The sequence below is a fragment of the Rhizobium sp. GW821-FHT14E12 genome (assembly GCF_058803745.1).
In genome coordinates this window covers 191,652-204,852 of record NZ_JBXAPH010000006.1, presented here as the reverse complement: position 1 = coordinate 204,852, position 13,201 = coordinate 191,652, and the positions used below count along the sequence as shown (strand labels likewise).

At 62.2% G+C, this 13,201-nt stretch carries 11 protein-coding genes; 5 read left to right on the top strand and 6 right to left on the bottom strand.

The window, feature by feature from the left end:
* Window positions 1–404: 404 nt before the first annotated feature.
* A complete protein-coding gene (locus AC1RO0_RS21980; protein ID WP_498594893.1) occupies window positions 405–1,445 on the top strand; it encodes a glutamine synthetase beta-grasp domain-containing protein in 1,041 nt (346 codons plus the stop codon).
* A gap of 87 nt (window positions 1,446–1,532) precedes the next feature.
* Here AC1RO0_RS21980 and AC1RO0_RS21975 read toward each other — a convergent pair whose 3' ends face one another.
* Together AC1RO0_RS21975 and AC1RO0_RS21970 are read right to left on the bottom strand one after the other, a co-directional pair.
* Window positions 1,533–1,994 (bottom strand): carboxymuconolactone decarboxylase family protein, encoded by a 462-nt coding sequence (locus AC1RO0_RS21975; RefSeq protein WP_498594892.1) that lies wholly within the window; start codon window positions 1,992–1,994, stop codon window positions 1,533–1,535.
* Between the two features lie 23 nt (window positions 1,995–2,017).
* On the bottom strand, window positions 2,018–2,518 hold the full coding sequence (locus AC1RO0_RS21970) for an RrF2 family transcriptional regulator (RefSeq protein ID WP_498594891.1): 501 nt from the start codon (window positions 2,516–2,518) through the stop codon (window positions 2,018–2,020).
* 97 nt (window positions 2,519–2,615) lie between these two features.
* Here AC1RO0_RS21970 and AC1RO0_RS21965 point away from each other — a divergent pair, with 97 nt between their 5' ends.
* Together AC1RO0_RS21965 and pdeM are read left to right on the top strand one after the other, a co-directional pair.
* Window positions 2,616–5,126: a ligase-associated DNA damage response DEXH box helicase gene (locus AC1RO0_RS21965; RefSeq protein ID WP_498594890.1), complete on the top strand. Its 2,511-nt coding sequence runs from the start codon at window positions 2,616–2,618 to the stop codon at window positions 5,124–5,126.
* Window positions 5,127–5,146: 20 nt separating this feature from the next.
* Window positions 5,147–5,887, top strand: coding sequence for a ligase-associated DNA damage response endonuclease PdeM (gene pdeM, locus AC1RO0_RS21960; protein WP_498594889.1), 741 nt, complete (start codon window positions 5,147–5,149; stop codon window positions 5,885–5,887).
* Here the strand turns inward: pdeM and AC1RO0_RS21955 are convergent.
* On the bottom strand, window positions 5,884–6,444 hold the full coding sequence (locus tag AC1RO0_RS21955) for a dihydrofolate reductase family protein (RefSeq protein WP_498594888.1): 561 nt from the start codon (window positions 6,442–6,444) through the stop codon (window positions 5,884–5,886). The genes pdeM and AC1RO0_RS21955 overlap by 4 nt on opposite strands.
* Before the next feature lie 112 nt (window positions 6,445–6,556).
* On the opposite strand from AC1RO0_RS21955, the gene AC1RO0_RS21950 reads away from it, so the two are divergent.
* Window positions 6,557–7,060 carry a winged helix-turn-helix transcriptional regulator gene (locus AC1RO0_RS21950; protein ID WP_498594887.1) on the top strand — a complete coding sequence of 168 codons (504 nt, stop codon included), beginning with the start codon at window positions 6,557–6,559 and terminating at the stop codon, window positions 7,058–7,060.
* On the opposite strand, the gene AC1RO0_RS21945 is transcribed toward AC1RO0_RS21950, so the two are convergent.
* Window positions 7,061–7,870: a TIGR02186 family protein gene (locus AC1RO0_RS21945; protein WP_498594886.1), complete on the bottom strand. Its 810-nt coding sequence runs from the start codon at window positions 7,868–7,870 to the stop codon at window positions 7,061–7,063. It lies immediately after the preceding gene.
* Window positions 7,867–8,793: a sulfite exporter TauE/SafE family protein gene (locus tag AC1RO0_RS21940; RefSeq protein ID WP_012650930.1), complete on the bottom strand. Its 927-nt coding sequence runs from the start codon at window positions 8,791–8,793 to the stop codon at window positions 7,867–7,869. The genes AC1RO0_RS21945 and AC1RO0_RS21940 overlap by 4 nt, the downstream gene beginning before the upstream one ends.
* A gap of 328 nt (window positions 8,794–9,121) precedes the next feature.
* On the opposite strand from AC1RO0_RS21940, the gene AC1RO0_RS21935 reads away from it, so the two are divergent.
* Window positions 9,122–9,472, top strand: coding sequence for a hypothetical protein (locus AC1RO0_RS21935; protein ID WP_498594885.1), 351 nt, complete (start codon window positions 9,122–9,124; stop codon window positions 9,470–9,472).
* Window positions 9,473–9,485: 13 nt separating this feature from the next.
* Here AC1RO0_RS21935 and AC1RO0_RS21930 read toward each other — a convergent pair whose 3' ends face one another.
* Window positions 9,486–13,145: a peptidoglycan-binding protein gene (locus tag AC1RO0_RS21930; protein ID WP_498594884.1), complete on the bottom strand. Its 3,660-nt coding sequence runs from the start codon at window positions 13,143–13,145 to the stop codon at window positions 9,486–9,488.
* Window positions 13,146–13,201 lie beyond the last annotated feature (56 nt).

Here is a 13,201-nt window from a genome sequence, read left to right as displayed (position 1 = left end):
TTCAAGAGACAACTTATATATAGCAGAGTTGGAGCCCATTTTTCAGGTGTTTGCATAAAAAAAATGCAAAACGTTGAAATTATGGGCAATTTTGAGCTTTTATGGCCGCCGATCGTGGGTTTTGCTCGCCAGATTGCTGCGCTGCTTCGAATCTGGTGCGCTGCGACAAGTTGTCAGCGATTTGCCCGCAAATAGTTCAGGATTTTGAGAGAATCGGACGCGTGGCAGTCGAAAGCCGGCTCGATTTGACTCGGAACTGCACGTTTTTCTCGAATTGAGCGCTGCAGCGGTGGAATCTGGCATGTCACATGCATGGTGTTGGTCAGCCGTTTGTAGTGAAGATTTTTGGGCGGGCGCGCCTTCTAATTTTTCTGCTTCGCCTGATTAACTCTATGAGGTGCGTAATGACTAAATTTAAGCTCGAGTATATCTGGCTCGACGGGTACACCCCAGTACCGAACCTGCGTGGCAAGACGCAGATCAAGGAATTCAACGATTTTCCGACGCTTGAGCAGCTGCCGCTCTGGGGCTTCGACGGTTCGTCGACGCTGCAGGCTGAAGGCCGCAGCTCGGATTGCGTGCTGAAGCCTGTTGCCATTTACCCGGACCCGGCTCGCACCAACGGCGCACTCGTCATGTGTGAAGTCATGATGCCGGACGGCGTTACGCCGCACGCGTCCAACAGCCGTGCGACCATCCTTGACGATGAAGACGCATGGTTCGGCTTCGAGCAGGAATACTTCTTCTACAAGGACGGCCGTCCGCTCGGCTTCCCGGAAGCTGGCTACCCGGCTCCGCAAGGCCCGTACTACACCGGCGTCGGCTACAGCAATGTCGGCGATATCGCTCGCGAAATCGTCGAAGAGCATCTCGACCTTTGCCTTGAAGCCGGCATCAACCACGAAGGCATCAACGCCGAAGTGGCCAAGGGCCAGTGGGAATTCCAGATTTTCGGCAAGGGCTCCAAGCGCGCCGCCGACCAGATCTGGATGGCTCGCTACCTGCTGCAGCGCCTGACGGAAAAATACGGCATCGACATCGAGTTCCATTGCAAGCCGCTCGGCGACACCGACTGGAACGGCTCGGGCATGCACTGCAACTTCTCGACCAAGTTCATGCGCGAAGTCGGCGGCAAGGCCTATTTCGAAGCGCTGATGGCTCAGTTCGACAAGAACCTCGACGCCCACATCGCCGTCTACGGCCCGGACAACGACAAGCGTCTGACCGGCAAGCACGAAACGGCTCCGTGGAACAAGTTCAGCTACGGCGTTGCCGACCGCGGTGCTTCGATCCGCGTTCCGCATTCCTTCGTGAAGAACGACTACAAGGGCTACCTCGAAGATCGTCGTCCGAACTCGCAGGGCGACCCCTACCAGATCGCTTCGCAGGTTCTGAAGACCATCTCGGAAGTCCCGACGGAAGGCTTCGCTTCGGCTGCTGCCTAAGTGTTTCCGGCCTCGGTTTGCCGAGATCGACATAAATAAAAAAGCGCGGGATTTCGGTCCCGCGCTTTTTGTTTTTGGAGACTGCCCTCAGGCGGCCTTGCTTGCCGCGTCGATCGGATGTTGCGAGCGGAAGCCGACGGCGAGCCGGTTCCAGACGTTGATCGTGCCGATCGCAACGGTGATCTTGGCGATCTCCTCTTCGCTGAAATGCTGCTTCAGCACCTCGAAATCCGCATCCGGCGCGCCGGTTTCGGCGATTTTGGTAACGGCATCGACCCAGCCGAGCAGGGCGCGTTCGCGGGCGTCGTAAACCGGCGATTCCCGCCAGACGCACATCAGGTTGATCCACTGCTCGCTAAGACCGTCATGCCGCGATTCCTTGACGTGCATGTCGACGCAATAGGCGCAGCCATTGATCTGCGAGGCGCGCAGCTTGATCAGGTGGATGAAGCGGCGCTCCAGGCCCGAGGTCTGCACATAGTTTTCAAGGGCTACGACGGCCTTGTAGGCTTCGGGCGAGGCTTTGGCGATGTTGAGACGAGGATGCATGGTTCTCTCCTTGGGTTTTCGATCTATCGGTTGGTTCTGCGTTCATTGAGGGCAAGGAAGGCACAGCCTCTTGCCGCGATGGAGCCGTCGTCGCTTTCCGCGAGATCGGCCAGAATGTCGGCGATGGCGGTTTTCGCCAGTTCGGCGCGGTAGACCCTCTCGGCGGCCAGCATCGCCGCGCTGATGCCGCAGGGTTTGGTGAAATATTTGCCCGGCAGTGGGTTCGGCCCGCGCTGGCGGATCTCGGCGCAGCGAAAGGCGGGCGCCGGTCCTTCGACTGCCAGCACGATATCGAGCAGAGTGATGTCTTCCGGCAGCCGCGCTAGCCGGTAGCCGCCCTTGGGGCCAGGCACGGTGTCGAGAATGCCGGCGCCGGAGAGGGCCTGCAGATGCTTCAGGAGATAGCTCACCGACACCCCATGAAACTCGGCAATTGCCGCCGCCGAAAGCACGCCGCCTTCGGACAGCCCAGCGAGCACTGCAACGCTGTGTATCGCCTGTTCCACACCTTCGCCGAGCTTCATCACCATGTCCTTTTTATATCATGGATATTTTTTATCCGTGATTATCGTGTGAGTCAAGACCTCTTCTTTTTCGCGAATTTCCCGCTACTTTCGCAACGTGGACCAGATCGACCCGGAGCACCGTCTTGCCTTGCCTGCCCCCTTCATCCGCTGGTTCGCGGAAAAGGGCTGGCAGCCGCGCGCGCATCAATTGGAGTTGCTGGCCCGAGCAGAAGCTGGCGAGAGCACGCTGCTGATCGCTCCGACGGGCGCGGGTAAAACGCTGGCCGGCTTTCTGCCGTCCCTCACCGACCTGACGCGTCGTGGTAAGATCCCGCCGGGCTCCGCTTTCACCGGCATCCACACGCTCTACATCTCGCCGCTGAAGGCGCTGGCGGTCGATATCGAGCGCAATCTGATGAAGCCGGTCACCGAAATGGGCCTGCCGGTCTCGGTCGAAAATCGTACCGGCGACACGCCAAGCGGCAAGCGCCAGCGCCAGAAGCTCAATCCGCCTGACATCCTGCTGACGACGCCAGAGCAGGTAGCGCTGCTGCTCGCCAACCGCGAGGCCGAGCGCTTCTTCAAGGATCTGAAATATATCATCCTCGACGAGCTGCATTCGCTGGTGACCTCGAAACGCGGCCATATGCTGTCGCTCGGTCTTGCCCGCATCCGCAAGCTGGCGCCACGCGTGCAGACCATCGGTCTCTCCGCCACCGTCGCCGAGCCGATGGATTTGCAGAAATGGCTGGTGGCGCAGGAGGAGGGGGCGGAGCGACATGCCGGCCTGGTCATGGTCGAGGGCGGTGCCAAGCCGGATATTTCGATCCTTGCGACCGACGAACGCATCCCCTGGTCCGGCCATTCCGCCAAATACGCCATCCCCGATATCTATCGCGAACTGAAGGAGCATCAGACGACGCTGCTCTTCGTCAACACGCGCTCGCAGGCGGAAATGCTGTTTCAGGAGCTGTGGTCGGCGAATGACGACGATCTGCCGATCGCGCTGCATCACGGCTCGCTTGATGTCGGCCAGCGCCGCAAGGTCGAGGCCGCCATGGCCGCCAACAGGCTGCGCGCCGTCGTTGCCACCTCGACGCTCGATCTCGGCATTGACTGGGGCGATGTCGATCTCGTCATCCATGTCGGTGCGCCGAAGGGTGCGAGCCGCCTTGCCCAGCGCATCGGCCGCGCCAATCACCGCATGGACGAGCCGTCGAAGGCGATTTTGGTGCCCGCCAATCGCTTCGAGGTGATGGAGTGCCAGGCGGCACTCGACGCCAATTATGTCGGGGCGCAGGATACGCCGCCGGTCGGTGCCGGCGCGCTCGATGTCCTTGCCCAGCATATTCTCGGCATGGCCTGCGCAGAACCCTTCGACATGCTGGAACTTTATGAGGAGGTTCGCAGCGCTTCGCCCTATGCGGATCTTTCCTGGGAGACCTTCGAGCGCATCGTCGATTTCGTCGCCACTGGCGGCTATGCGCTCAGGACCTATGAGCGCTATGCCCGCATCCGCAAGACGCCGGAGGGCCGCTGGCGGGTCTCCAACCCGCAGGTGGCGCAGCAATATCGCTTGAACCTCGGCACCATCGTCGAAGAGGCGATGCTGAATATCCGCATGGTCAAGCGCAACGCGTTGGGATCGCTCGGGCGAGGGGGGGCGTCGCTTGGCAAGGTCGAGGAATATTTCCTCGAACAGCTTTCTCCTGGCGACACGTTTCTGTTCTCCGGCAAGGTGCTGCGCTTCGAAGGCATCCGCGAGAATGAATGCCTGGCCTCGCAGGCCTTCTCCATGGATCCGAAAATCCCGTCCTACGCCGGCGGCAAGTTTCCGCTGTCGACCTATCTTGCCGATCAGGTGCGAACGATGATCGCCGATCCCGATCGTCGTCGCAAACTGCCGGATCAGGTGCGCGACTGGCTGGAAATCCAGAAAGAGAAGTCGATGCTGCCGAAGCGCGACGAGTTGCTGGTCGAGACCTTTCCGCGCGGTAGCCGCGCCTACATGGTCGCCTATCCCTTCGAAGGGCGCTTGGCGCACCAGACGCTCGGCATGCTGTTGACGCGGCGGCTGGAGCGGGCAGGGGCAAAGCCGATGGGCTTCGTCGCCACCGATTATTCGCTTGGGATCTGGGGGCTGGAGGATCTGGGGGTGATGATCGCCAACGGCCACCTCAGCCTGTCCGATCTCTTCGATGAGGACATGCTCGGCGACGATCTTGAAGTCTGGCTCGATGAATCCTTCCTGCTGAAGCGCACCTTCCGCAATTGCGCCGTCATTGCCGGTTTGATCGAGCGCCGCCATCCCGGCAAGGAAAAGACCGGCCGGCAGGTGACGGTGTCAGCCGACCTGATCTATGACGTGCTGCGCAGCCATGAGCCCGATCATATCCTGATGCAGGCGACGCGGCAGGATGCGGCGACGGGACTTTTGGATATCGGCCGTCTTGGGGATATGCTGAAGCGAATCAAGGGCCACATCACCCATCGGGCGCTGGATCACATCTCGCCGCTCGCCGTGCCGGTGATGCTGGAAATCGGCAAGGTGCCGGTGCCGGGCGAGGCGCATGATGTCCTCTTGGCCGAAGCGGCGGATGATCTGATCCGTGAGGCCATGGAATGACGATGAAGGTAAATTAAGTGATGAACCGGCTGGCGCTAGCGCGAGAGATGAATGGCCAATTCAGAAATGGCCTGGCGCCCGCATCGGGCGTGGAGACGGCTGTTCATGGCGTTGCCGCCGTCTGCGATCCGCTCGGCGCACTCTATCTCCCGGATGCCGGCATTCTCGTCGTTTCCGATCTGCATCTGGAAAAGGGGGCCGCCTTCGCGCGGCGCGGCATGCTGCTGCCGCCTTACGATACGCTGGCGACGCTGACCGTGCTTGCCGCCGTCATCTCCCGCTACGATCCGAAGCTCGTCGTCTCGCTCGGCGACAATTTCCATGACCGCGTCGGCTCCGCGCATTTGCCGGAGGAATTCCGCAGCCTGATCGTCACCATGGCGCGCGGCCGCGAATGGATCTGGATCAACGGCAACCACGATCCGGACGGCACGGTCGATCTGCCCGGCCAGTCTGTCGACGAGATGCATTATGGTGGCCTGACCTTCCGTCACGAGCCGAAAGGCGGTCGACAGGTCGGCGAAATCGCCGGCCATCTGCATCCCTCCGCCACCGTCCGTCGTCGCGAGAAGTCCATCCGTCGCCCGTGCTTTGCCACCGACGGCGCCCGCCTGCTGATGCCCGCCTTCGGCATCATGACCGGCGGGCTGGACCTACGTCACAAGGCCATGGCCGGCCTGTTCGACCGCGAAAGCCTGATTGCCCATCTGCTCGGCCGCGACCGGATCTATTCGGTACGCTTCGGCAATCTCTCGGCTTAGGCCGCCTTCGTGGGCTCATAGCGCAGGATCACCGCGCCGGTCTTCAAAGGCGTGGAGTCGATGAGCTTCATCGGCCGCTGTTCTCCTGCCGGCTTGAAATGCGGGTTGCCGGCTCCGAGAACGACGGGGACGAGACAGATGCGGATCTCGTCCACCAATCCCGCCTTCAGCAACGCATCCGTCACCTCGGCGCTGCCGAAGACGAACATGGTTTTACCTGGCTCCGCTTTCAGTTTTCTGACTTCAGCGGCGATGTCGGGAACGACGCGGGTATTGTTCCACTCTGCCTTGTCCATCGTCCGTGAGGCGGCGATCTTGGCGATACCGTTCATATAGGTGGCGATCTCGGGTGTTTCAGTCGCGGTCTGCCAATAGGCGGCCATGCCCTCGTAGGTCTTGCGGCCGAAGATCAGGAGATCGCCTTCCTGGCCGAGTTCGGTCGCGTAGCGCTCCAGCTCGTCTCCCCAGGCGAGCATGTGGAAATCCAGATCCCAGGGCTTCGTTCCCTCGAAATATCCGTCGAGCGTCATCAGGTTCCAGACAACAAGCTTTCTCATCGGGTTCCTCCTTGATAATAACCGCGTCATAATCAAAACTGGTTGCTAAAAGCAAGCAGTTGAAAGCTAGATCGACTGATGGCAAAATGCAAGCAGTTTTTTGGAGATCTCTATGGACGCACCTCATCGCTCCGGCTGCCCGATCAATCTGACGCTCGAAATCCTCGGCGACCGCTGGAGCCTGATCATCATCCGCGACATCATGTTCGGCAATCGCCGCCACTTTCGCGAGCTTCTGCAGAATTCGCAGGAAGGCATCGCCTCCAACATCCTCGCCGATCGACTGAAGCGCTTGGTGGAGCGCGGGCTTCTCACCCGTGACGACGATCCGACCCACAAGCAGAAGGCCATCTACAGCCTCACCGAAATGGCGATCGAGCTCGTGCCGCTTTTCGCCCATATGGGCGCCTGGGGCCGCAAGCACCTGCCGGTCTCCGAAGAGCTGTCGATCCGTGCCGAGCTGCTGGAGGATGGCGGGCCGGCGCTCTGGGAGGACTTCATGGAGGAGCTCAGGGCACGGCACCTGGGCAAGGTGTTGCCGCCGGGCACGCCGTCGGTGCTTGGACGACTGACGGATGCTTATTTGGAGGTGGTGGCGCGGAAGAAGAGTGCTTGATCAGCGCTTCCTGAACACAAAACTCGCCGTCCATCCCGTGATCACCGCCAGCAACACCGAAAACATGCCATAGGCAATCGGCTGGCCGTGCGCCGCATCGGTGATGGTCTGCTCTATGCCGGTCTTGATAACGCGCAGCGGCAGGGCTTTTTCGCCGATGAATTTGCCGCTCTTGAAGAGATAGGCGCGCACCGTATGCACGCCGTTCGGTACGTTGGCCGGGAGCCGCAAGGTTGCCTTGAACAGACTGGAGCTGACGAAGCGCACGCCGGCCGGATCGCTTTCATAGAGGCCGCCGGACTGCTGCAATCGCCGGAAGGCCTGCCGGAATTCCGGCACATCGGCGCCGCTACCGACGAAGCCGACCGGGATGAGCGGAATATGATCCGTGCCGATGCCGCGATCATTCAGTTCGAGCGGCGCGGTGATGTTGTCGACGGCCCGCGTGCTCGATAGCGAATAGGCCTGCGGCACATGCTCGAAGGTCATCGAGCGGGTATTGATCCAGATGCCGAAGACCCGCTCCTTCTTGCGCACGGTGGCATTTTCGCGCGGTCCTTCCAGCACGACGACGATGTCATATTGGCCGATCGCCAGAAGCAGCTGGTCGGTATTCCCCAGCGCACCGAAGATCGTCAGATCGGCGCCGGTGAAGTCGGAGGTGATGGCGATTTCGCTGGTCGAGGTGCCGATCTCCATCGTCTCGCGCACCGTCGTCGAGGTGGTCGGCTGATCGAGCAGTACCTGCGCCTTGGCGCTGAACGGCGCAAGCAGGAGGCTGGCGGCGAGGATCAGGCTGTAACGTCTCATCGGCCCGACCCTTCGAGCACGACGGAATAGATATCGGCAGGCGTGACCACCAGCGCGATCAATAGGCGCAGGCCCACGGCAAGCACCAGCAGGCCGAGCAGGGCGCGCAACTGTTCGCCGCGCAGCTTCTGGCCGACACGCACGCCATATTGCGCGCCGATGACGCCCGCTACCATCAGTAGGAAGGCCAGCACGATATCGACGGAATAGTTGGTCGCCGCCTGGACGATGGTGGTGTAGGCGGTGACGAAGATGATCTGGAACAGCGAGGTCCCGACCACGACATTGGTCGGGATGCGCAAGAGATAGATCATCGCCGGCACCATGATGAAACCGCCGCCGACGCCCATGACCGAGGTCAGGATGCCAATGCCGAAGCCGAGGGCGATCACGGGGATGACGCTCAGATAGATCTTCGATTTCTTGAAGCGCATCTTCAGCGGCAGCCGGTGCACCCAGCTATGATGCCCCGGTCTGCGGGGTGCCGCCGGCTCGTTGCGGGCGGCGCGGCGCATCGCATTCAGGCTTTCCCACAGCATCAACCCGCCGATCGTGCCAAGGAAGACCACGTAGAGAAGAGAGATGAAGAGATCGAGCTGGCCGATGCGGCGGAGCAGCGAGAAGATCCAGATGCCGACCGTAGCACCGGAAAGACCGCCGATCAGAAGCACCGATCCGAGCTTCATATCCAGTGTGCCGCGCCTGAAATGGGTGATGGCGCCGGAGATCGACGAGGCGACGACCTGGTTGGCGCCGGTGGCGACGGCGACGACGGGGGGGATATTGTAGAAGATCAGAAGCGGCGTGATCAGAAAGCCGCCGCCAACGCCGAACATGCCGGAGAGAAACCCAACGGCTGCGCCCATGCCGAGAATAATGAAGATATTCACGGACAGTTCTGCGATCGGCAGATAGATCGTCACGGTCTGATCCCAGTTGCAGACATCCGGACGCAAACGAGCGGACGCCTATGGATAATTCCCCATTAAACAGAGGAGCCTAATCTGAAATGATTGCCAGAGCCTTAGGAAAAGCGCTGACATCTCTCAGCTTTTGCAGTCTTCATCCCAACTTAGCGTGGCTTTTTTTGCGATCATGTGACGGTTTTCTTCACGATGCAAAGCTGGCCTGAAGCCGCCATCGGCCTTTTTGTCGTCACAGGCATGTTGCTAGAATTGGCCGAACACGCACAAGTTTAACACATGAGGGATTCGGTTGCGAAAACTTGCTATTTCGATCTTGGTTGCAGCCATGAGCGTCGCATCGGTCGCCGCCGCGCAAGCGGATCGGTCTCTCTTGATCGCCAAGCAGTATGGGGTCGCAACCGGCCTTGCCGCCAATTGCCCAAACCTGACCCTCAACGAGAGCAAGGTGGATGCATTCCTGGATGCCGAGGGCATTCACAGGGTCGACCGCGTCGAGGGCGCGCCATTTCACGAGGCCGTCAGCGAGGCAATCAAATCCGCCGACGATATGATCAGACAATCGCCGGCCGGTAAGAAAAATGACGGCAAGGGCAAGCAGGCTTTCGCCTGCAAGACGCTGCTCGAGGCCGTGCACCGCAACGACAGCGTGCTCAAGGGCTTCCTAGATCCGAAATGAAGCGCGCAACGCTCTAGTTGTTGCGTGCCAGCAATTCCTTGACGACCTTGTCGCTCACCCGGCCGTCCTGCGGCAGGCCGACCGATTTCTGGAAGCTCTTCAGCGCGGCGACCGTCTTCTCGCCCATGGAGCCATCCGGAGCGCCGGCATCGAAGCCGTTGTTATTGAGGATCGCCTGGATATTGCGGATCGCCTTCTTCATGTCGACCGAGGCGGTGTTCACGCCCTTGCCGGTCGTCCATTCCTCGGGGATGTTGGTGCCGTTGGCCCCGGCGTCCAGCGGCTGTACCTTCCAGAGGTCGACCTTGGCGCGGGCGCCTTCAAGCGCGTCCGGCTTCATGGCGTTCGCCACTTCGTCGCGCTTCTGCGCTGCGTCCTTGTCGCCACCCTTGGCGGCGATCGCGAACCATTTGTAGGATTCCTGCAGGTCCTGCGTCACGCCGTTGCCGCGTGCATAGAGAATTGCGAGGTTGAACTGGCTGTCGGAGACGCCGAGATTGGCGGCTTTGATGAACCAGTTCGCCGCCGTCTGATAATCCTGCGGGCCTGCCGTGCCGGAGGCCTCAAGGACGGCCAGGTTGTGCATGGCGCTGGCATTGCCCTGATTGGCGGCCTGCTCGTAATAGCTCTTGGCCTTGGCCAGATCGCGGTCAAGGCCATTGCCCTTCTCGTACATGCTGGCAAGCCGGTACTGCGCCGGCGCGTAGCCCTTGTCGGCGGCAAGCTGATACCAGCTAGCTGCTTGCTTGAGGTCAGCCGTAACGCCCCGGCCATCCGTATAGCGCGCACCGATCTCGAACAGGGCGACGGGATCGCCGGACTTGGCGGCGGCAACCAGCGTCGGCGGCTGGATGCCGTCGGGCACGGTGATCGCGGCGGCTGCGGTGTCAGTGGGTACGAAGGCTGTGGTCTGCTGGGCGGGCGCAGCGCTGCCGGTCGGCGTCAGCGCCTCGCTGGTCTGGTTGCCGTCAAGCGGGGCCGCGGTGGTCAGGTGATCGCTCGTGGGTGCGACAGCCGGGGAGGGTTGTGCCGTTCCGGCGGTACTGTCCGTGGAGGCCTGCGTCGCCGGTGCCTGGCCGGCCGGTGCGCCCGCTGTCGCCTGAGCGTTCGATGCCGGTGTTTGGGCGGCGTCGGTCGCCGAGGTGTGTACGGAGATCTCGGTCGGCGCTTTCTGGCCGCGCGTCAGCGTATTGACCAGCGGGAAAGCCATGATGGCGAGCAGGGCTGCGCCGACGGCGAGCAGGATCGGACGGCGGAAGCGCGAGAATGCGCCGCGCTTCTTGTCGTCGCTCTTGGCGGCGGGAGCCGAACGCTGTGTCTGGTCCACCTCCATTGCGGCGGCCTGCGCGGCGCGGCGGGCGGCGGCGATATAGTCGGCGCGTTCGTTTTCGCTCGGCTGCTTGGCATTGCCGCTGCGCGCCGCATTCTGGCTGGCGCGCACTCGCTCCAGGATCTTCTTGATATCGGGAGCGCCCGCACCCGGCTCGATGAGTTCGTTGGCCTCTTCGGCCGGCATCATGTCGATCGGATCGATCGACGGCGCCGGCTCGATCACGGGCCGGTCGGGCGTGAAGATCGGTTCGGCTTTCTCAGGCGTGAAGAAGCGTTTGCCGAGGCTGGCGAGCAGGCCCGGCTTCACGCCGTCCTTCTTCGCCGCGGCCTTGATCTCTGCCTTGGTAGCGGCATCGATCGCCTGTGCGACGGCGACTTCCCCTGAGGGCTGTATCTCCGCCGGAGCGATGGTGCGGATGATTGGGCCAGCCTGCTGCGGCGCAGCCAAAGGCGGCTTTATCGGCGGGGCTTCGGCTTCGGCGAAGACGTCGCTCTCGAAACTGGCGGCCGGCATGGCAGCCGCCGGCCGGCGATGTTCCATGTGATCCAGCCGGTCAGCGATCTGGAGCAGCGTGCCGTGCAGCGCCTCGAAGGTGCGGTGTGTGCGTTCGTCACTGCTGCGACTGAGGTCTTCGAGATGGCGAAGATCCTCGGCGAGCGCCGTCATCGCCGACATGTCGGAGGCGTGCGCGCTGTTGCCGAAGGTGCCCTCGCGCGAATAGGCCTCGACGACCGCTTCCGCCGCGTGGCGGGCCGCTTCGATGACATATTCGTCATTGGTCGTCATGTACTCTTCGATGGCGCTCATGCGCCGGTCGAAATCGACGGGCATGTGATCGGCGCCGGGGCGCGGCTCGCTCATCAGCAATGTCGAGAGATGGGCGATCTGCTCTTCGAGATGGCGCAAAGCCAGCGTATCTGTCGGCGGCGCGGCGGTGCTGACCTCCAGACGCGCGGCGATATCGGAGAGGCGGCCCTCCAGCCGGCGAACAGCGCCGTCATCTAGGCCGGCTACTGACTGCACCGGATGGGACTCCATCTCATCGATGCGCCGCGCCAGGTAGTCCAGCCGCTCGGCCAGCACATGGTCGACCGATCCATGGTCGAGTGCATCGATCTTGCGCGAGATATCGGCAAGGTAGTTGACCAGTTCCGGCTGCGGTACCGCTCTCTGCGAGCGCTCCATCAGAAGGGACAGCTGATCCAGGCGTTCTTCCAGCCGGGCGACGGTCTTGCTGTTGCCGAGGTCGTCGATCCGCATGGCCAGCGCTTCGAGGCGGTTGGAGAGATCGTCCGACGGCTGCTGGCGTGTAGTATCGCGGCTCATCGTGTCGATCTGGTCGGCGATGCCGCTAATGCGGCCTTCGAGCCGCTGCATGGCCTGGTCTTGCGGCTTCATCATGCCGCCGAGGCTCTCCATGGCGGTGGCGATCGTCAGCAGCTTGTTTTCCAGCGCCCGGACAGCGGGGCTGTCGCCCGTGCTGCCGAGATGCTGCTTGATATCGTCAAGGCGATAGGCAAGTGACACCACTTCGTCCTGCAGGCCGGCGGTATCGATCGCCTGAACCTGGCGCTCGACATGGTGCAGGGACTCTTCGCGGGCAAGCCCGTCCATCAGCGAGCGCAGTTCGTCGAACTCCGCCTTCAAGCCGGTGGTTTCCGGCTGGCCGGGGTGCACCGCGAGCTGGCTGATGCTGTCGGCAAGCCGTGCCATGTCCTCACGCACATCGGCGGCGAAATGCTTGTCCTCGGTATTGTCACGAATATCGCGGATTTCGGCGCGAAGCGCGCTGACCTCGCGGGTAACGCTTTCAGCGATGTCGCGCTTCAGGTCCTGGCGCAGGTTGACCAGCGCCTGGGCGATATCGACCGAGCTTTCGGCGGCGGGCCGCAGGGCCGAGGGCAGCGGCGGGCGGGGGGATTGACGGTCGGCGACGCGCCTGCCAAGCGGCTGTTCGGCCACTGTGCTGTCGTCGCGGCGAGGATGCATGCGCTCGCGGCTGGCCTCCAGCACGCGCTGCCGCTGACGGATTTCGGCGAGGGGATCGGAGCGCAGCTCGGTTTCGGCGCGCTCGGGACGGAGAGGGCGTTCATAGGGGCGGCTTGCATAGGCTTCGCGTTCGGTACGCGGCGCCCGCTCCGGGAGGGGCGCACGGTCCGGCATGGTGCGGCGTTCCGGCACTGCACCATAGCCGCCCGCAACACGCTGGCGCGTATCCTGCGCGGCAGCCGTGCCCATCAGGCCCTCGATGCGTGCTTCCAGCCCTTCGATGGTGCGACTCAGCGCATCCAGCGACGTCCAGTCGCCCGTGCCGGTAGGATTTGATCGCGATCCGCTCATCTTTTGCTCGCCTCGGCCCCGCTCTGGGCCTTCTTGCTGTGCGGGAGGGCGACTCG